Origin of the sequence: Mannheimia bovis (assembly GCF_014541205.1) — a bacterium.
In the GTDB taxonomy this organism is placed as follows: Bacteria; Pseudomonadota; Gammaproteobacteria; order Enterobacterales; family Pasteurellaceae; genus Mannheimia; species Mannheimia bovis.
This window is the reverse complement of record NZ_CP061280.1, coordinates 1,257,706-1,277,199: the sequence shown is the minus strand read 5'-3', so window position 1 is coordinate 1,277,199 and position 19,494 is coordinate 1,257,706. Positions and strand designations below refer to the sequence as shown.

15 protein-coding genes and 2 tRNA genes are annotated in these 19,494 nt (G+C 40.1%); 5 read left to right on the top strand and 12 right to left on the bottom strand.

The window, feature by feature from the left end; genetic code table 11:
- Nucleotides 1-11 precede the first annotated feature (11 nt).
- The 5 genes from ICJ55_RS06435 to allE form a co-directional block, all read right to left on the bottom strand.
- Entirely contained in the window at nt 12-1,616 is a 1,605-nt protein-coding gene (locus ICJ55_RS06435; protein ID WP_188156057.1) for an L-lactate permease, read from the bottom strand.
- Nucleotides 1,617-1,712: 96 nt separating this feature from the next.
- On the bottom strand, nt 1,713-2,645 hold the full coding sequence (gene arcC, locus ICJ55_RS06430; protein ID WP_188156056.1) for a carbamate kinase: 933 nt from the start codon (nt 2,643-2,645) through the stop codon (nt 1,713-1,715).
- A 98-nt stretch (nt 2,646-2,743) separates the two neighbouring features.
- Nucleotides 2,744-5,743 (bottom strand): bifunctional FdrA/YlbE family protein, encoded by a 3,000-nt coding sequence (locus ICJ55_RS06425; protein WP_188156055.1) that lies wholly within the window; start codon nt 5,741-5,743, stop codon nt 2,744-2,746.
- Nucleotides 5,744-5,826: 83 nt separating this feature from the next.
- Nucleotides 5,827-6,879: an ureidoglycolate dehydrogenase gene (allD, locus tag ICJ55_RS06420; protein ID WP_188156054.1), complete on the bottom strand. Its 1,053-nt coding sequence runs from the start codon at nt 6,877-6,879 to the stop codon at nt 5,827-5,829.
- A gap of 21 nt (nt 6,880-6,900) precedes the next feature.
- The gene (gene allE / locus ICJ55_RS06415; protein WP_188156053.1) at nt 6,901-7,686 is read right to left on the bottom strand and encodes a (S)-ureidoglycine aminohydrolase; all 786 of its coding nucleotides are present in this window, start codon (nt 7,684-7,686) and stop codon (nt 6,901-6,903) included.
- A gap of 92 nt (nt 7,687-7,778) precedes the next feature.
- On the opposite strand from allE, the gene ICJ55_RS06410 reads away from it, so the two are divergent.
- A complete protein-coding gene (locus ICJ55_RS06410) occupies nt 7,779-8,636 on the top strand; it encodes an alpha/beta hydrolase (RefSeq protein ID WP_188156052.1) in 858 nt (285 codons plus the stop codon).
- A 76-nt stretch (nt 8,637-8,712) separates the two neighbouring features.
- Here ICJ55_RS06410 and ICJ55_RS06405 read toward each other — a convergent pair whose 3' ends face one another.
- Both ICJ55_RS06405 and allB read right to left on the bottom strand, forming a co-directional pair.
- Nucleotides 8,713-10,041 carry an NCS1 family transporter gene (locus ICJ55_RS06405; protein WP_188156051.1) on the bottom strand — a complete coding sequence of 443 codons (1,329 nt, stop codon included), beginning with the start codon at nt 10,039-10,041 and terminating at the stop codon, nt 8,713-8,715.
- Nucleotides 10,042-10,142: 101 nt separating this feature from the next.
- Nucleotides 10,143-11,549: an allantoinase AllB gene (gene allB / locus ICJ55_RS06400; RefSeq protein WP_188156050.1), complete on the bottom strand. Its 1,407-nt coding sequence runs from the start codon at nt 11,547-11,549 to the stop codon at nt 10,143-10,145.
- Between the two features lie 123 nt (nt 11,550-11,672).
- Between allB and ICJ55_RS06395 the strand changes: the two genes are divergently transcribed.
- Nucleotides 11,673-12,530: an oxamate carbamoyltransferase subunit AllH family protein gene (locus ICJ55_RS06395; RefSeq protein ID WP_188156049.1), complete on the top strand. Its 858-nt coding sequence runs from the start codon at nt 11,673-11,675 to the stop codon at nt 12,528-12,530.
- Nucleotides 12,531-12,638: 108 nt separating this feature from the next.
- Nucleotides 12,639-13,148, top strand: coding sequence for a hypothetical protein (locus tag ICJ55_RS06390; protein WP_188156048.1), 510 nt, complete (start codon nt 12,639-12,641; stop codon nt 13,146-13,148).
- 318 nt (nt 13,149-13,466) lie between these two features.
- On the opposite strand, the gene ICJ55_RS06385 is transcribed toward ICJ55_RS06390, so the two are convergent.
- The 3 genes from ICJ55_RS06385 to ICJ55_RS06375 form a co-directional block, all read right to left on the bottom strand.
- Nucleotides 13,467-13,552, bottom strand: a tRNA-Leu gene (locus ICJ55_RS06385).
- Between the two features lie 219 nt (nt 13,553-13,771).
- Nucleotides 13,772-15,232, bottom strand: coding sequence for an exodeoxyribonuclease VII large subunit (xseA, locus tag ICJ55_RS06380; protein ID WP_188156047.1), 1,461 nt, complete (start codon nt 15,230-15,232; stop codon nt 13,772-13,774).
- A gap of 140 nt (nt 15,233-15,372) precedes the next feature.
- Nucleotides 15,373-15,449: transfer RNA gene (locus tag ICJ55_RS06375), tRNA-Met, on the bottom strand.
- 203 nt (nt 15,450-15,652) lie between these two features.
- Here ICJ55_RS06375 and mltA point away from each other — a divergent pair.
- Both mltA and ICJ55_RS06365 read left to right on the top strand, forming a co-directional pair.
- Nucleotides 15,653-16,762, top strand: coding sequence for a murein transglycosylase A (gene mltA / locus ICJ55_RS06370; RefSeq protein ID WP_188156046.1), 1,110 nt, complete (start codon nt 15,653-15,655; stop codon nt 16,760-16,762).
- Nucleotides 16,763-16,776: 14 nt separating this feature from the next.
- Nucleotides 16,777-17,232: a DUF5358 family protein gene (locus ICJ55_RS06365; protein ID WP_138317069.1), complete on the top strand. Its 456-nt coding sequence runs from the start codon at nt 16,777-16,779 to the stop codon at nt 17,230-17,232.
- A 35-nt stretch (nt 17,233-17,267) separates the two neighbouring features.
- Here ICJ55_RS06365 and purF read toward each other — a convergent pair whose 3' ends face one another.
- On the bottom strand, nt 17,268-18,785 hold the full coding sequence (purF, locus tag ICJ55_RS06360) for an amidophosphoribosyltransferase (protein WP_188156045.1): 1,518 nt from the start codon (nt 18,783-18,785) through the stop codon (nt 17,268-17,270).
- A gap of 14 nt (nt 18,786-18,799) precedes the next feature.
- Nucleotides 18,800-19,303 (bottom strand): CvpA family protein, encoded by a 504-nt coding sequence (locus ICJ55_RS06355; protein ID WP_188156044.1) that lies wholly within the window; start codon nt 19,301-19,303, stop codon nt 18,800-18,802.
- Between the last annotated feature and the right edge of the window lie 191 nt (nt 19,304-19,494).

The window sequence follows — 19,494 nt, the reverse complement described above, 5'->3', positions numbered from 1 at the left end:
TACTCCTAGTGCTAAAGCGAGGCAAAGTAAGCCACAATACCAATTAATAAAGTCGGTAATAAAGTGATCCAAATAATCGCTTTCATTACATCACCCTCTTTACCGAGAATATTGGCGGTTGTTGTGCCTAAAATAATTTTACTTGGGCTGATCGCACTACCAATCGCCCCACCGGTGGTTTGAGCCCCTAAAATTGCCGCAGAGTTGGCATTGAGTAATTTGGAGGTTGTCATTTGGAAATCACCAAATAAAATATTCGAGCTCATATTACTACCGGTCATAAAAGTCCCTAAGAAACCGATGAATGGCGATAGGATCACATAAGATTTACCCAATACTGCTGCCATTCCTTGAGCTAACACCGCTGTTTGCCCTGTGCCGCCCATAATTTTGGACATAATGACTAAGCCGACTACCGCAATGCCTGATGGCATTGTCATTGAAATGGATTTAGCAAACACGGCTTTTGTACCACCTTTTCCAATCCAACCTTTGTATTGGTAATAGAGCAAGCCAATAATGGAAGACACAAATAAGAACATACTTGCGTGGGTGAAAATCGCAATCGGCGAATAAGAGCTATATGCCTTATTCACAAAACCGTAGCCTGTGACGGTTTCAGGGAAAGCAAAGCCAAACTTAAATTGCGATAGGAATTGATTCACAGGTGTAATCACCAAAATCGCCAGTGTCATTACAGAAAGCACAATATAAGGAATAAAGGCTTGCAGTAAATTCATATTCGGCAATTCTTCTGTGCTTTCAGTGGTTTTAGTTCTATCCATAATTGGGCTGTATTCCACTCGCCAATTATCTTTATACATACTCATTTTGCTGATGAATATGATAGCTAAGATAGACAAACAGGCAGGAATAAAGGCAGAAATCGTGGTGTTCACTTGGCTTAGAATCAACTCACCACCACCTTGAATAGTTGCAATAATCACTGTCGCCAATAAGCCTTTTTTCAAGGCTTTACCACGACCGTAGAACCAAGAAATAGCTAAGCCGGTTACCACAATCCAGAACCATAAGAAGGCTGCAGACCAAAGTGCAGTTAAGAAGTAATCATCGCTCCCCACTTCTAGACCCGCCGATACCGCTAATGCGTCCCAAGCGGCGGCTAGAGTACCAAAAGTATTCCCCCACGCCTGACCTAATAACGGTAACACCACCGCCCATAACGGACGAACACCGATACCAATCAATAACGGAGCGCCTACTGCAACCGGCACACCAAAGCCGGTGATACCTTGTAAGAAACTTTCAAAAATCCAGCCCATTGTCATCACAAGTAAGAGTTCATTTGGGAAGAGTTTACTCATTCCTGTGCGAATCACTAAAAAGGCTTTTGCTGCGTCACTGACTTGATACATCAAGACCGCAGTCCAAACAATCAATAAAATCACTAAGGCATTCCAAATGCCTTTGGCAGATTCAATTGCAATCAGCGAAACATCTGCTTGGTATAAAAAAATACCGCTGAAAATGGTGATCAACAAACCAACAGGTGCAGCTTCTGTTGCTCCCCATTGGAATTTCACCATCAAAATCACTAATGTGATGATTGGCAGTAACGCCATAAACCACATAAAAAAGTTTACCGGAATATCCATTTTTGATTAAAAAACCTAAATTGCAAAAAAATTAAAAAATATGACCGCTTATTTTTATATGGGACGAATAATGATCCGCCCCTACTGATAATAAAATTACGAATAAATCACCGTACCGGTTTCACCTGCAATGCCTTCTGCTGCTTTATCCAATAAGGTGATTAATGCTCTGCGGTTTGCACCGCTTTCAGCAAATTTCAATGCAGCTTCTACTTTTGGTAACATTGACCCTTTCGCAAATTGCTCTTCGGCAATATATTGACGAGCTTGGGCAATGCTTAAATCAGCTAACCACTCTTGGTTTGGTTTACCCCAGTTAATCGCTACTTTTTCCACTGCTGTTAAGATCACCAAGTAATCTGCATTGAGTTTTTGCGCTAATAATGAGCTAGCGTTATCTTTGTCAATAACTGCATTTACACCGTTTAAACGACCTTGTTCATCTGCAACCACAGGAATACCGCCGCCACCGCAAGTAATGACGATGTGACCCGCATTCACTAGGGTTTTGATCGTATCCAACTCACAAATGCGTTGTGGTTTTGGTGATGGCACAACAATACGATAGCCACGGCCGGCATCTTCCATTGTACGAATACCTTTAGCTTCTAACTCTTGAGCTTCCGCTTCGGTTAAGAAACGACCGATTGGTTTATCCGGGTTTTCAAACGCTGGATCTTTTGCATCCACTTCAATTTGCGACAAAATAGTACTGACTTTCTGGTCGATACCGCGTTTAACTAACTCATATTTAATCGCATTTTGTAAATCAATGCCGATATAACCTTGGCTCATTGCCACACTAGTTGGTAGAGGGATTTCATCGCCTGAAATTTTTGAGAAATCATCCATTGCACGTTGGATCATCCCTACTTGTGGCCCATTACCGTGGGTAATTACAATATTTTTGCCTTGTTGCAAAATATCTACAATTACTGTTGCCGTTTTTGCCACAGCTTCACGTTGTTCTTTCAAATTATTGCCTAAAGCGTTACCACCTAAGGCTAATACGATGGTTTGTTTTGACATTTTCTATCCTTTTAATATAAAAACTGTAGGGGCGTACTATGTACGCCCTATTAAGCAATCAAACTAAACAAGAACGTACGCCGTACGCTCCTACCGGATTATTCGTTAAATCCTAATTTTCTTGCATATGCTAACACTGCTTTTTCAAAGCACGCAAGTGGTGGGCGAACTGTACCTGCACCAATTTGACCGAAGCCCGCTACTTTGTGAGCAATACCGGTGTTGATAACAGGAGTAATACCTTTTTCAACAACAAGTCTCGCATCCACACCTAAGCAAGCACCTTGGAAGTTCCAGTTTGGTACAACATAGTTCGGGTTGCGGTCAATACAGATTTCCATCATATCGTTACTGGTGCGAAGTGCATCTTCGTAACCACCAGCTCCCACAAAACGGGTTACTGCCGGTGCAGCGATCATAGCCATACCACCCACACCAAGAGTTTCAGTAATAGCCGAGTCACCAATATCCGGGCAAGCATCTTCGCCATCATAGCCAGTGAAGTATAAGCCTTGTGGTGTATTCACCGGTCCTACGAACCATTCATCGCCCATACCAGCAATACGGATACCGAAATGCACACCGTTACGGCACATTGCTGTCACAACAGTACCATCAGTGATGGTTCTTGCACCATCCATAATCGCTTTACTTGCTGCCATCATAATATTCAAGAAGAATTGATCGGTATCGGCTAAGAATTTGATCACATCGTATTTATCGTTATCCGCTAAATCGCTCATCGCAGTAATGCGTGGTGCCACTTCTTTGAAGAAAGACATTGATGCAGCGATATTACGTTGGTGGAATTCATCGCCCATCGCAATGGCTTTCGCCACTAATGGATTGACCGCTAAGCCGTTTTCCATTGAGCGAATTGCTTTACCTAAAGTTGGACCTAAAATATCACGCATCCACTCTAGGCGTTTTACCACTTCATCAGAGTATGCACCGAAACGTAATACTTTACCGATACCTTCGTTCATCGTACAGTAAGCTGAGTTACCATCAGTCGCATTTTCCACCACCCAAACCGGCATATTTGCGGTAGTGATACCGCCCATCGGACCTACTGCATTCACGTGGTGACAAGGCATAAATTTGATTTCACCACTTTCTAATAATGCGCGAGCAGAAGCCTCATCTGTAGCCCATCTTTCAAAGAGTACCGCACCGACACAAGAGCCTTGTACCGTATTTGGCATATCTTTATATTGAATAGGAGGGCCTGCGTGTAAAATCACTTTACCTTCGTTCAACTCTTTAATCACAGTTTTCGCTAACACGTTATCGCGGATAATCGGAGCTGCCGCCACCACTTTCGCAATCACTTTACGGTTAGCTTCATCAATATCCACCGCCTCATATTCATTTAAGAAGTTTAAAGCTTTGATTAATTGGATATTACCGCCTGCAGGTGGTTGCCAGTTGAACTGTACCACTTGGCAGCCAAATTTTTCTGCCACATCTGCAAAGCTTTTCAGACCGATATTGATAATTTTCGGTTTTTCAGACAATAAGCGTAACAACTGCTCAGAGGCAGGGTGATTTTCACCTTGTACCACAGTTTTCGCTTTAATTGGTTTTACCGGCTCGTCAAATTGTAATCCTAATAGAGCTAAGGATTTCTCTACTGCAATTTTGTTGGTTTCGCACACTTCAACACCGGCATCTTTTAATTTACGCACGGTTTCGTCGTAGCCTTGATAGTCACTACGTGTGCCACATACCGTTGCCACAAACGCCACATCACGGTTTTGGGCTTTGGCTTTTTGTTGTAATTCTTCAATAGTTGGAATTAACGCGGTCGCCATATCTTCGTGTGAGCCGTAACCTAACACGATGTCGAATAAAATCACGCCGGTCGTTGCATCATCCACTGCCTCACGCATTGATTCAATACGTTTAGCTGGGTCGATCATCGGGTGCGGTTTACCTTGTGTATAAACATCATCGCCTAAATCCACTACAATGTGGCCGTCTTGTTTGAACATAAAGCCGTCTGCTTTCGCACCTGAGCCTTCAATCTTTAACGCATCTTTTAATAACATTGCTGCTTCGCCCGCTAATGTACCGCCTGAATAGTAGGCTTTTAAGGTTTTACCGCAAGCGATCGAATTTAACGGATTTTTTGCAACAGTCGGAATCGGCTCATTACGCACCAAAGCCACCGCTAAACGAGCAGCTTCATCTAAAGTATAAGCGTGGTAGAAATTCTCTTCGTGGAATTCCGGTTTTTCGCCTAAGAATAAGGTAATTACCGGTTTGGTGTAACGGCTTAAACGTGCCGAGATTTTTTCACGCACTGCTTTTGCAGGCGGTTTAGAAATTACGATAAGCACTTTCACTTTGTCGTTTTGTTCCATCGCCTCGATGGTATCTAACATAGTGATACCGCCGATGTCTTCATAAAGATCGCGACCACCTGTACCAATAGCGTTCTCTACCCCTTCACCTAAGCGGTCAATGATAGTCGTTAATTCTTGGATACCTGTACCAGATGCACCAATGATACCAATAGAACCCGGCGTTACGCTGTTAGTAAATGCTACCGGCACACCTTGGATAATCCCCGTACCGCAGTCCGGTCCCATTACGACTAAGCCTTTACTGTGAGCTTTTTCTTTTAATGCTTTTTCATCTTCAACACTTACGTTATCGCTGAACATAAAGACGTTCAATCCTTCATCTAACGCACGGTTTGCTTCTAAAGCAGCATAAGCACCCGGGATAGAAATTACCGCCAGGTTAGCATCAGGTAATTTAGCGGTCGCTTTATCCCAAGATTTTACAACTTCTGTACCCGCTTGAGCTGAGCTTGCTTGTGATTTTTGTTTTAAAAATTCTTCCACTTTTTCCATTACCACGTTGATCACATCTTCTTGCTCAACGTCTGCTACCACCACCATATCATTGGCGGTCGCTTCTAATAATTCAGGGGTGTCTAATCCACTTTGGGCAAAAATATCTTTATTCGCAGGGGTCGCCATCATAACTGACACTTTTTTTACCCCTTCCAAGCCTGAAATAGCATTGGTAAGTAGCATTAATACCACTGAGTCGTGGTAGCTGCCTTTTTTCACTACAGTTTTTAACATATTTGATTCTTCCTTCTACTTAACTCTATTACAGATCCATTTGGGCGAATACGAAGTTCGCCCTAGATGAGATGATTGCAAAATTAATCTGCAAAGCGATTTTTGTGATCGTAACGGTCAAAGTGGATATCATCGCTGATTAAATATTCATAAACTTTATCCACGATTTCAATACCACCTGTTGCATAGTATTTATCACGGCGGATTTCCGCACGTTCACCTGGATAATAAACACGATCCACACCTGCTGCTGGTGGCATTGTCACTAATTCATTTAATGATTGTGCCATATTTTCACGGAATTGCTCTGCACCACAGAAACGAGCTGGGTCAATTACGATGTGCATTTGACCTAAACGGCGACCTTCAGATAAATCGTGGTACATTGAAGAAACATGTTTGCCGAATGGTACGCCTAATAAAATACCCGAGAAAATATCCACCATCATCATTAAGCCGTAACCTTTTGCACCAGCGATTGGTACTAACGCGTTTACTTTGTTTGGGTCGGTGACCGGGTTACCCTCAGCATCTACTGCCCAATCATCAGGGATAGATTCACCACGAGAGCGTTTGTCTAAAATTTTACCCCAAGCTTGAACCGTGGTTGCCATATCAAATACCACATTTTTACCGTCTTGTGCCGGTGCAGCAAATGAGATTGGGTTTGTACCATAGTAAGGCTCAGAACCACCGTAAGGTACTGCCATTGGGTCAGATTGGCAGAATGAAATTGATAATAAACCTTCATTCGCTGCCATTTCGGTGTAATAACCAATCGCACCACTGTGAGAAATATTGCGAATACCAACTACTGCAATACCTGATTTTTTCGCCATTTCAATCGCTTTTTCCATCGCGAAAGTGGCTGCCACATAACCACAACCATTATCGCCTTCAAAAATCGCAGATGCCGGACCGGTTTCTTTCCATTCAAATTTAGGATCGTGAGTAATACCGCCTTTGAAAATACGTTCACAGTAATATTCCATACGCACTGCACCGTGAGAGTGGTAACCACGCTCATCAGACCAAGTCAGGATTTCCGCAGTAATATCTGCGTGTTGGTCGTTTAAGCCCGCTTTCATTAATTTAGCTTTCATTAAGCCTTTTAATTCATCTCTTGATAGTTTCATTGTTAATTCCTCAACGTAAAATTAAAGTTCCACATCACGGTTACATTCTTTCGAGTAGATATACACGAAATCTTCATCACCAACCGCATAACAGGCTTGCGGGCAGTAAGAATCCATAAAAACATAATCATCTTTTTTCACCGGAATCCATTCATCGTCTAAACGATACATTCCTTTACCTGAAAGGAATAACATTCCGTGCTCTTGGAAATGGGTTTCGATATAACCGTGTGATGCACCTGGTTTGAACAGCAAAATATGCATATTCATATCGAAACCGAAATCAGTAGCAGATGGTAATAAATCTTTAATTAAGCAGGTCGCCATACCTTCGTATTGGACATATTCGATATTATTCACATTGCCAACATAGCTTTTCGCCTGTTGCCCTTCAAGTGGCGTGTAACGGCGGCGGTGAATATAAATTTTGGTAGATTCAGCAGAATTGTTTACAAAGCTGAGGACTTTATCTGCCGGAGAGAAAATATAACCACCGGTTTCAAGTGTAGCTTCAGTATCGCAATTTTTTACTGATAATTGACCGCTTACACAATAAACGAAAACCTCAATACCGTTACCGCCTAATTGCGTGCAGCCACCCGTTGGGTGAACCGTTGCGATATAGTCTGCAAAAGAAGCACCTAATGCCGGTGAAGATAAAATACTAATATCGCAATTATGGTAATTTGGAATACTGTTTTTCACTAAACCGTCAGTTTCCAAAATCACAAAGTTATTTTTACGAATTACCGAACGTGTTTCAAGTAATCCTTGACGATAACCTGTTTGACCATTCAAATATCCCATAATATTCTCCTTTATTGGGTAAGGTTAAACGTGAATTTATTTGGTGTTTATAGAGCTAAATTCTATAATAATGCCAAAAAGTCGAGGTATTTATGTTACAAAAAACTGAAATCACACTAAATACAGTACAAATTCAAAATGCCGAACTGGCGATTCAAGCCACAATTTATCAAAATGATACTGTTCTCCTAAAAGCCAGAGTGATTTATCTGCACGGTGGCGGTTTATTATATGGTTCGAATCAAGATTTACCGCTCACTCATCTTGAACAATTTACCCAAGCCGGTTTGCAAATTATTGCGATAAATTACCCGCTTGCACCGCAGGCTCAGCTTGAACAAATTATGCAATCAGTTTTAACCTCATTAAAAACTCTGCAAAGTCGCTTTGCTGATGAACTCCCCTATTTTCTATTTGGTCGTTCTGCCGGTGGCTATTTGGCACTATTGACTGCTGCGAAATTAAACAAAAAAACCGAGCTTACTCCACCTAAAGGTGTTATCTCGTTTTATGGTTACGGTTTCTTAACCGACGGTTGGTTTGACATCCCAAGCCCACATTATCTTAAATTGCCATTAGTGAGTGAAAGCACCTTTCAATCACTGATAGCAACTCCTCGCCAAGAAGCGGAATTAAATACACACTTCAGTGCTTATATTTACGCTCGCCAAACGGGCAAGTGGAAATCGTTAATTTATCAAGGTAGAGATAAATTCTTCTACCTTGATTACAGTTTGCGTTTGGGTGAATTAAATTTACCAATATTTGCTGCTCATGCCACCGGCGATCCTGATGTGCCTTTTGCTGAGTTTCAAGCTCTATGTGATAAATTTAATCCGACTCGCTTTGTGATTGCTGCCAACCTTCACGATTTTGATCGTGATGAACAATCTCCTCATACGCAGGAATTGTTGAAAGCCACAATCGCATTTATCCAAAAACTTATGTAGAGCGTACTGCGTACGCCCTAAATTATGTATTATCAAAATAATATCGTAGTGGGCGTATGTCATACGCCCCTACAGATTATTTCTCTAGAATCGTACCTTTTCTGAAACGGGCACTTGATGCCATATATTTCATACCGAAGTAGTAAACTAATGCAGTTGGGATCGTTGCAGTTAAGAATGAGATATCTGCATTGAATAAACCAATTACCGCCCCCACTGAGATAGCTAAAATTGCTGCCCAGTTGATACCTTTACGGCTACCGTTTTCATCATAAAGTTCAGGAATGTCAATTTTACCTTTGTGTAAAATATAGTAGTCCACTAATAACACAGAGAAAATTGGACCAAAGAATACAGTGTAAGTTAATACGAAAATATCTACACCTTTAGAAGATGCATCAGAAGTAATTAACCACGGGCAAGTAGCGATAGCCACTAAACCAATGATGATTACAGAGGTTTTGTGTTTGATTTTGAACGCATCCATTAACGCATAAGCAGGTGGTACCACGTTACTCGCTAAGTTTGTTGTCATCTGAGCAAACAAGATAAAGATTAACGTAATGATTACTAAGAATTTGTTATCTGCCGCCTGTGCAAACGCATTGATCGGATTACCTAAGCCTGTTGCAGATGAGATCATTAAACCGATAACACCCATAAATACCGTTGCCGGCACCATTGCTAAGAAGTAAACCACACCACGTTTTGCTGTTGAATAGCCCGGTTTTAATTCACGAACATAGTCACCTACATTTAGCATTACCAATACGTTTACGCCGAAGAATGCCACGATTGCACTCACGAATGGTAAGCCCCAAGTCCCTTCTTTATTGATCAGGTTCTCTTCGATGCGACCACCGAATTTGGTCATACAAATGTAGAACATATAAGCAAGAGAAGCAATAATTACCACCGCACCGATATTTTCTAACCATTTCAAACCGTGGAAACCGGTTGTTGAGATCCAAATTTGTAAGGCTTGGAATAATAAGAAATAAACCCAAATATTATCGTAGCCGATAGTTAAAATCGAAATTTGGTTGATTGCAGAACCGCCTAACCAGCTTTGTACACCATACCATACGATTGCCGGCAAACCACGTAACATTGCCGGTAAAATTGCACCTTTTGTACCAAAAGCACTTTTTAGCTGAACTGCATAAGGCACCCCACTTTTATAGCTCATTTGGTCGTTTAAGCATAAGCACACGATCAATAATAACGAACCTATTAGCATTGCGACAAATGCCTGGGTTAAGTTTAAGCCCTTATCTAACTGTCCTGATCCTAATGCGAATGTACCGATAGATACACAGCCACCAAGCCAAAGGAAAAGATAAGAAAGTAGATCCATAATCCGTTTATTTTCCGGAATAGGTTGTAAGTTAGTTTTTTCAGACATAGTTCGCTCCTATAATAGCGTTTGTTGCATATGTTTATTTTTATGATAATAAAAGTGCGGTCAAGTTTTTAAAACTAAAAACTTGACCGCACTTAAATTCTTTAACGTTTGACCGGACGAATAAATTCGCCGTAGCCCATTGCATCTTGTTTGTACATACCGTTTTCTGCCACTAAACGACCACGGATAAAGGTATGCGTTGCCGCACCTTTGCCTTCTAAGCCGTTAAAGCAAGTCACGTGACCTTTGGTAAAGAGTTTTTCTTGCTCGACTTTCCACGGTTTTTCTGGATCGACAATCACGATATCCGCATCAAAACCAATCTCAAATCCCCCTTTACGACCATATAAACCGAATAATTTTGCCGGGTTCACGCCCATTACTTTCGCAATTAGGCTCGGGCTAAGTTTACGTTGATGAACCACCATATCGAACATCATCGGTAAGAAGAATTGAATACCGTTTAAACCACCCCACGCTTCCCAAATATCGTGCGTTTCGTTATTTTTTTCTTCATCAGATGCTGGAGAGTGATCGCTACCCACACAAGAAAGCGTACCGTCAATCACATAATCCCAAAGTTTTTCCATATCTTCACGTTTGCGTAGCGGTGGCGTACATTTTGCCGGTCCGCCTTTTTCAAACACAAAGTCTTCTGTAAAACCTAAATAGTGCGGGCAAGTTTCACCTGACACCGGTAAGCCTTCATAAATGGCATCTTTTACTAACTGCGCCACCATTGGGTGTGTCACGTGGCAAATATGCACACGACCACCGGTTGCACGTGACATATCAATCACGTTTTTGGTTGCGACATATTCCACCCACACATCGTGAGCATCTAAAAATTCACGGATTTTTTCTTGGTTAGTTAAGCCTGTTTTCGCTTTAGCCTCTTTCACACGCTCTTTTACCTGACCAAATTCTTCACAATGGAAACCTGATAATGCATTAAACGGTTTTAAAATTTCCAACGCTTTACGCACGTTACCTAAGTTTACAGTTGGGAATAAATCACCATTAGGGCAAGTAAAACCTTTAAAAGCGGCTACACCACAAGCTTCCAGATCAACTAAATCGGCAGAGTTACTTTTAATGGAATTTGGACTATCGTCATAATCACCGACAATACCGCCCCAAAGAGCAAAGTCGATAAAGGAATGTTTACTTACGTTGGCGTGTTTTAATTTAAAGACATCTTTATTAATCAGAGAAGGATCATTATTGAGGGGCATATCAATGAGGGTTGTACAGCCTGCAGCAACGGCAGCACGGGAACCTGTTTCAAAATCTTCACGATAATCAAAGCCAGGTTCGTTTAAGTGTGCGTGGCAGTCAATAATCCCCGGATAAACCAAGTTGCCTTTCGCATCAACTATTTCTTTTGCTTGAACTTCAATATCTGGGGCTAAAAAACCAGCAAATTTACCATCTTTTACAGCAACAGTTGCCGGATAAATTCTATCAGGCGTAACTAACTGACCATTTTTAACGATTAAATCATACATAATAAACCTTCTTTTTATTGACTTTTAACGATTTGAAAGGAAAATACAAAATATGAAATCGCATTTCAATTTGGCTTAATACTAATCAATAAAATAATAAAAAATCAATAGGTATTTTACAAAATGAGCATAAAAGAGCAAATAATAAACATTACTATTTCAAAAACAACAAACTATGCTCTAGAGGCAATAGGCTCTTCTCCCCTAGTAACTATTCATTCGATTTATAATAAAACCATTAACTTATTGATTAGCAATGAAATTTTTTCTCTACAGCCTATCGAGAGTGAACTCTCTCCCATCAGCCTAATTACGCATCTTACACAAACTCAATTTGAGGGATTGACATTAAAACTTAATCAAAATTACCGACTTCATTTAAATTACCAAGATTGTGCAATTTTTTGTACAAAATTGACCGCTTGTGATGCTCATTCAAACCACAAACTCAAATTTTGTACTGAACTCACTCAACAAATATTGCAAAATTCAGATAAACACGGGTTAAATCTTCTACTCCAAGCACAGAATGATGACCTAATATTATCCGCTTTCAAGCAATATTTAGCCCAAACTGAACATTTCTATACAATGAATGATGAGGAAAATGCTTGTAATATTTTGACTAAATTAATCGGATTAGGTATAGGGCTTACACCAAGTGGCGATGATTTTCTCTGCGGCTTGCTTGCCACATTTCAATATTTTAATGCAACACAAAACTCTTTTTATCAAAAATTCACTCAACAAATTAAACAAAATTTAGTAAACACTAACGCCATCAGCAACCGATTTTTAGACTGTGCATTGCAACAACAATTTTCTCTCCCTATTCTGGCTTTCTTTAAAAATCTTGATAAGCAAAATATAGAAATAGAACAACTCAGTAAACTATTTGAAAATATTGGACACTCATCAGGAATAGATACGCTTTATGGGATTTATTATGGGTGTAATTTACTAAGTAAAGGAATGGAATAAGTAAATGTATTAAAAGGATAGTTATATCCTTTTGGCTTTACTCTGGAAATGGTGAGTATACCGACTGAGTTCTTATTTCTATCAATACTGAGCGACATTAACCACCAAATGAAAACCTGTAAACTTACCACGGAAGAGATTGAAAACCGCAGTGATGTCAAAGTCAGCTCAGTGTCTGTTGGCGTGAGCTCAGATATGTCGAAAATGGCAACTTCTGCAGTGGGTGCTGCATTAAGTGCATTGGGGAATATGAATGAAAGCGAACGCAGCCAAACCAAGGCGGCGATAAGCAGTAATATCAACCTCACGATTACCGACAGCGAGAAACAAAAAGCTCTCACAGGCAAAACCGCAGAAGAAACACTGGCAAGCCTAAACCGAGACACCGCAAACGCTAATCAAGCGGTCGAAAAAGCGGATTTAAATGCAATTCAGGAAAAGCAGGAAACGGCACAGGTTATCGGCGAATTATCGGTTTCTTGGACAAACCGCTTAGTACAACCGTATTTGGAGGAAGCCAATAAAAAACGGCAAGAGGCAGAGGAACTCGAAAAATCCGCCCCCTCGATGGCACTCGCCTCTGACGAGTGTCAATACTTATCTGCTTCAAGCGGTTAATTATGTTGAGTATTTTGCAAATTTTAAAGGTGAATCAACCGCTTGTTTTGGCACGAGTGAGACACTCTCACCATCGGGGGACGTTAGTCGATTTTGGCAGAGATAATTAGGGTCTTGTTCTCGAAGCCATAGCAAGCGGAGGCGGAGGCAAACCTGACTCTTGATTTAGCTAAATAATAGGCGGCAAAGTATGTTTATATTTTTGTAAATGTTTAGAGAAACGTTTACCGCTTACATTCGACACTAGAATTCGGTTTATGTTGGTGTATGAATACAAAAGAAATAAAAAAACCGCTAAAAAGCGGTTTTTTATGAACTTGGTGCCAGTGGTCGGACTCGAACCGACACGCTTTATGGGCGGCGGATTTTGAATCCGCTGCGTCTACCGATTTCGCCACACTGGCTTAAATTTTGCGAGATTATAGAAAAATATGACCGCTTGTGCAAGCGTAAAAAACGCCTTGAAAATTGGTTGATTTAAAATTCAGCATTCGATCCATATTTACAAAAATAGTTATGCACATCATCTATGGATAAGTAAGTGCACAACCCTGTTTATAAATATTTAACCTACTGATTTTCATATAATTAATTTTAAAAATTGATAGCGTTCAAAAATTCCCCTACAAAAAATCCACTACTTGACTTCTTATTTTTCCTGTTTTTAGCTGTGTAATGATCATCTCTCCAGGCTTGATATTACTGCTTGAAGTGAGCATTTTCCCTTCCTCTGTTTGCGTTATTGAATAACCACGAGTGAGAATTTTCAATGGGCTTAGCCCTTCCAATTTAGTACAAAGTTCTTGGAAATGTTGTTGCTCTTTGAGCATCGTTTTTTCCATTGCATAATTCAAGCGTTGAGAAAATTTTGCCAGTACCGTTTGTTGTTGATTAACTTGGTAAGGTAGCGGATTTCGCTCAAAACGCTGAACCACATTTTTCCACTGTTGCTGTTTTTTGTTTAGTTTTTGCATTATTTGCCAGTGTAGTCTTTGTTCGATTTGAGCTAATCGCTGGCTTTGACGTTCTATCTGCTTTTGTGGGTGCTGATTGATTAAACGTAAATTGAGTTCTTTCGTTTGCTGTGTTTTCTCTGAAAGTAATTTATAAACCGCCTGTTCAAGCCTATATTCAATATAGTCAAATTGTTGTTGGCGTGCTTGAATATGCTTCATTGGGTGTTGAGCATTTAGGCGTAAATGAAGTTGTTGGAAGCGAGTCATTTTGGCTGTCCAAAGTCGGTCAAAGGCTAAATTAACTTTATCAAATTGGTGTTGTAATTGGCGTTTTAGCTCGTTTTGATCACGGCTTACCAATTCCGCTGCTGCTGAAGGGGTTGGAGCTCGCAAATCGGCGACAAAATCAGCAATAGTAACATCCGTTTCGTGCCCGACCGCACTGATAATCGGAATGTTGGAATGGTAAATTGCATAAGCAACGGCTTCTTCGTTAAAGCACCATAAATCCTCTAATGAGCCACCGCCTCTCCCAACAATCAACACATCACATTCATTACGGCGATTAGCAAGTTCTATTGTATTGACAATATCTTGTGTGGCTTCCTTACCTTGAACTAACGTTGGGTAAATCACCACTTCTAGGCTTGGATCTCGGCGTTGTAAAATATGGAGAATATCTTGCAACGCTGCTCCGCTTGATGAAGTAATAACTCCAACTTTTTTTACAAATTGTGGAATAGGTTTCTTATGTTCTTGAGCAAATAAACCTTGAGCTGCTAATTTTGTTTTAAGCTGCTCAAATTGTTGCTGTAATAACCCTTCTCCCGCTGGCTGCATACTTTCAATAATGAGCTGATAATCCCCCCTGGGTTCATACAAAGTTACGCTTGCTCTTACCAACACTTGCATTCCGTTTTGCGGGCGGAAATTCACTCTCGTATTTTTCATCTTGAACATCGCGGCTCGCACTTGGGCTTTATCATCTTTTAAGGTGAGATACCAATGCCCTGAAACCGGCTGACTGAAATTAGAAATTTCACCGGTCAGCCAAACTTGGTTGAGTTCCATTTCAAGCAAATGACGGACAGAATAGTTAAGTTGGGTAACAGTTAAAATATTGCTCATAATCCAAAAAAATTTAGGAAAGATAGCTTTAGTGTAGCGAGAAATAGAAAAGAGAGGAAGTATTTGATAACCACAAGCGGTTAATTCTCACTTATTTTTTGTAAAAGAAAAGCCCTTGATAAAATCAAGGGCTTAAAATTTGGTTGCGGGGGCTGGATTTGAACCAACGACCTTCGGGTTATGAGCCCGACGAGCTACCAAGCTGCTCCACCCCGCGTCTGATGCGTACATAATATATCAATTTGTCATAATGACAAGCAAAATTATAAAAAATTGTGCTAAGTGATTTAATTTAACACAGAAATAGTATAAAAATCCGTTTTCTGTATTAAAAACAAACAACTATATTCTTATTTTAATTTAGTAGCATTTTTGCTATGCTTCATTTTTCACATTTTATTAACGATGAAAGGATTTTCGATGAATTGGAAAGCATATAAAAAATCAATCGCTGCAACAACTATAGCTTTAGTTGCCGGTATTTTAGTGGGTTGTTCTTCCACACCAAGTAAAAAAAGTGGTTCAACCTCTTATGATGCCGATAAAGCAAAATTTGGGGCGAAATATAACGGTCGTCAGTTTATGCCTTATGGTACGCATTTTCAAAGCGGTCGTTTAAGTTTAAATGCTACCCCTGTTAATCAGAACGATTTTCTACAACAGCTTTCTAATGTTCGCACTTATAGCAGCCTAGCCAATATCCATTCGTTAGCTTATGGTAAAGTGAGCCGTTGGATTTCATCGGGGGCAAATATTAATGATCTGGCGAAATATGGTATTAGTACACGTTTAATGCGTGGCGAAGATGGTTATCAAAATGTATTAATGACAGGTTATTACTCGCCTGTAATTAAAGCTCGTCGCACTCCACAGGGGCAATATCAGCACCCAATTTATGCAATGCCATCAAACAAGCGTTTTTCTCGAGCTGAAATTTATGCAGGAGCATTGCAAGGTCAAGGCTTAGAATTAGCTTATAGTAATTCAATGCTTGATAACTTCCTGTTAGGGGTTCAAGGTAGTGGCTATGTTGATTTTGGCGATGGTCGTTTAAATTATTTCGCTTATGCCGGGCAAAATGGTTTTAAATATGCAAGCGTTGGACGTTTATTAGTGGAAGATGGTGAAATTCCGAAAGAGAAAATGTCAGTTCAAGCTATTCGTGAGTGGGGAGAACGTAATCCTAGCCGTGTTCAAGGTTTGTTAGAACGTAATCCGTCTTATGTATTCTTCCAAAATGATCCTTATGGAAAAGTGAAAGGTTCAGCAGGCGTGCCATTAGTGCCATTGGCTTCTGTGGCATCAGATCGTAGCATTGTGCCTTCCGGTAGTGTGTTATTGGTTGAAATGCCACTGATTGATAATAACGGAAACTGGACAGGCAAACACGAAATGCGTTTAATGGTTGCCCTTGATGTAGGTGGTGCAGTGAAAGGTCATCACTTCGATTTATATCAAGGTATTGGCGATAAAGCAGGACACGTTGCAGGCTTAATGAAGCACTATGGTCGTGTTTGGATACTCAACTAATTTAAGCTGGTAATATGTTTAAAAAAGCGTTAGTAGCTCTCTTATTTAGTTCATCTTTTGCATTTGCAAATAATTTGGACAATTCGACCGCTTACAATGAACCGAAATATAAAATTTCCGAACTGGACGTTAAGATTTTAATTCGTCAGCTAAATAATATTGAGCAATGTATCTACCCTGATCTGGCAAAACCTGATTATCAGAAAATTTATGATAATTGGAATGTAGCTGAACATTTAACAATGCAGTATTTTGAGCAACGAGTGTTAAATGACTTATTGGGGAGGGAAAATTTTCTTACTATGCAAAATGACAAAGCATCAATGGAATATTTTCACCTGCAACATAATAGGCTCAATCACCAAGAAGCAAACGTAGATCAAGAAAAATGTGATGCTTTTAAACCTACTTATCAAGAAATGCATCAGCGTATGCAAAATGCTTTAGCAGAACAGAAGAAAAAGCAATAGCAAAAAACTCGCAGTTTTAGCTGCGAGTTTTCTTTTTAGCTTTCGTTATGAATTTCTAAGTTTGTGGCTTGCTTTGCCGCTTTTGCCTTAGCTTTATCATTGCGGGATTTCGCAATGGCATCTAAATAACATTTATCAATATCGCCTGTGATATATTCACCGGTAAAGACCGAATCATCGAAGTTATGAATGGTTGGATTTTCTATTTGAATTGATTTATAAAGTGCATCTAAATCTTGGAAAATCAGTTTATCTACACCAATCATATCCGCAACCTCTTCTACCGAACGGTCGTAAGCAACCAATTCTTCACAGGTCGGCATATCAATACCATAAACATTTGGATAACGAATTTCCGGTGCTGCAGAGGCAAAATAAACACGTTTTGCACCTGCCGCTCTCGCCATTTCCACAATCTGCTCAGAAGTTGTGCCTCGCACAATAGAATCATCAACTAATAGAACACTTTTACCTTTAAATTCTGAGGCAATCGCATTTAATTTACGGCGAACCGAGCTTTTACGCTGAGCTTGCCCAGGCATAATAAAGGTTCGAGCCACATAGCGGTTTTTCACAAAACCTTGACGATATGGTTTGTAAAGCACATTAGCAATACGCACGGCAATATCGTTTGAGGTTTCCGGAATCGGGATAACGACATCAATATCATCAACAATACGTCCCCATTCACGTTTGATCTTCTCACCGAGTAATTCGCCCATATGCACACGAGCTGCATAAACAGAAACGCCATCAATTACTGAATCTGGGCGGGCAAAGTAAACGTATTCAAAAATACAAGGGTTTAGTTTCGGATTATCCGCACAAATCTGGGAATGTAATTCGCCATCAAAAGTAATATAGATAGCTTCACCCGGCAATACATCTCTTACAAACTCAAAACCAACCACATCTAATGCAACACTCTCTGAGGCAAACATATATTCCGTTTTACCTTCAACTTCACGTTTACCTAAAACTAGCGGACGAATACCGAAAGGATCGCGAAATGCCACCATACCGTGTCCGATAATCATTGCAATACACGCATAAGCACCTCGAATACTCTCATTCGTTTTTTTAACGGTTTCAAAAATATTCTCAGGACTAAGCTGCTGTGTTGGGTAGAGATCTAAAAAATAAGCAAAGATATTCAGGAGCGATTCTGAATCTGAATTGGTATTAACGTGGCGACGAGCTTCATTAAACAAACGCTCTTTTAGCTCTGCATTATTCGTTAAGTTACCATTATGTACAAGCGTAATCCCAAATGGTGAATTGACATAGAAAGGCTGAGCTTCTGATACACTTGAACTCCCAGCTGTTGGATAACGAACGTGCCCAATCCCCACATTACCTTGTAAACGTAGCATATGTTCTTGTTGGAACACATCACTCACTAAACCGTTCGCTTTGCGTAAGCGGAAACGGTTTTCATCGTCTATGGTAACGATACCTGCGGCATCTTGTCCTCGGTGTTGTAATAATGTTAAGCCATCATAAATCGCCTGATTGACAGGCGAGTTCCCAATAATACCGACAATGCCGCACATATAGAAAAACCTCTTTATTTAGTCGAGTTTAGAAAAGTAGAATTTGTTTGTAACTGCTCAAAGAACCATTTCACAATAAAGTCAAAATGTGGAATTAGTAATGATGATTTCCATAATTCCGTTTGGCTTGCTTGCGTGAAAGTATCTAAGAAAAACAAAATTGCCGAAACAATTAAAATGCCGCGTAATGCCCCAAAAGCACCGCCTAAAATGCGGTCGGTAATAGACAAGCCGCTTAAATCAATCACCTTGCCTAATAAACCATTAATTACGCCACATACGATTAACGTTAAAATGAATAAAATGGCTGCTGCTAAACCATTGCGTAAAAACTCTGAATTTTGTAGGTAAACTGAATTTATCTGGGTGAAATAGCCACTTAGATAAGGGTAAAATGAACTTGCTACAAAAAAAGCAACTACCCAACCGAGGAGCGATAACGCCTCATTCGTAAATCCTCGCCATAAACTTACCAGTACAGAAAATGCAATGATCCCGATAATAATTAAATCAACCATAAAAACCCTTAAAAGCTTAAAGCTCTCCTATTTTACAAAAAAAGAAAACGTTTGCGTAGCCCTATTTTGCTAAAAATTACTCATCTACACAAATTAACAAGCGGTAAGATTTTTTGAAAATTTTGCAGATTGCAAATTTTTCGTAACAAGTGCTTTGCGTTTGAACGTTGGCTTTGCCAACGGCTCCGAAG

Bases quoted from the DNA above. Each gene is read 5' to 3' on its own strand.
- ICJ55_RS06355 (WP_188156044.1), bottom strand. From the start codon at position 19,303: ATGGTTGATTTAATTATTATCGGGATCATTGCATTTTCTGTACTGGTA.
- ICJ55_RS06410 (WP_188156052.1), top strand. From the start codon at position 7,779: ATGTTACAAAAAACTGAAATCACACTAAATACAGTACAAATTCAAAAT.
- ICJ55_RS06435 (WP_188156057.1), bottom strand. From the start codon at position 1,616: ATGGATATTCCGGTAAACTTTTTTATGTGGTTTATGGCGTTACTGCCA.
- ICJ55_RS06405 (WP_188156051.1), bottom strand. From the start codon at position 10,041: ATGTCTGAAAAAACTAACTTACAACCTATTCCGGAAAATAAACGGATT.
- allD (WP_188156054.1), bottom strand. From the start codon at position 6,879: ATGAAACTATCAAGAGATGAATTAAAAGGCTTAATGAAAGCTAAATTA.
- arcC (WP_188156056.1), bottom strand. From the start codon at position 2,645: ATGTCAAAACAAACCATCGTATTAGCCTTAGGTGGTAACGCTTTAGGC.
- ICJ55_RS06365 (WP_138317069.1), top strand. From the start codon at position 16,777: ATGTTTAAAAAAGCGTTAGTAGCTCTCTTATTTAGTTCATCTTTTGCA.
- allB (WP_188156050.1), bottom strand. From the start codon at position 11,549: ATGTATGATTTAATCGTTAAAAATGGTCAGTTAGTTACGCCTGATAGA.
- ICJ55_RS06390 (WP_188156048.1), top strand. From the start codon at position 12,639: ATGAAAACCTGTAAACTTACCACGGAAGAGATTGAAAACCGCAGTGAT.
- mltA (WP_188156046.1), top strand. From the start codon at position 15,653: ATGAATTGGAAAGCATATAAAAAATCAATCGCTGCAACAACTATAGCT.
- allE (WP_188156053.1), bottom strand. From the start codon at position 7,686: ATGGGATATTTGAATGGTCAAACAGGTTATCGTCAAGGATTACTTGAA.
- xseA (WP_188156047.1), bottom strand. From the start codon at position 15,232: ATGAGCAATATTTTAACTGTTACCCAACTTAACTATTCTGTCCGTCAT.
- ICJ55_RS06395 (WP_188156049.1), top strand. From the start codon at position 11,673: ATGAGCATAAAAGAGCAAATAATAAACATTACTATTTCAAAAACAACA.
- ICJ55_RS06425 (WP_188156055.1), bottom strand. From the start codon at position 5,743: ATGTTAAAAACTGTAGTGAAAAAAGGCAGCTACCACGACTCAGTGGTA.
- purF (WP_188156045.1), bottom strand. From the start codon at position 18,785: ATGTGCGGCATTGTCGGTATTATTGGGAACTCGCCTGTCAATCAGGCG.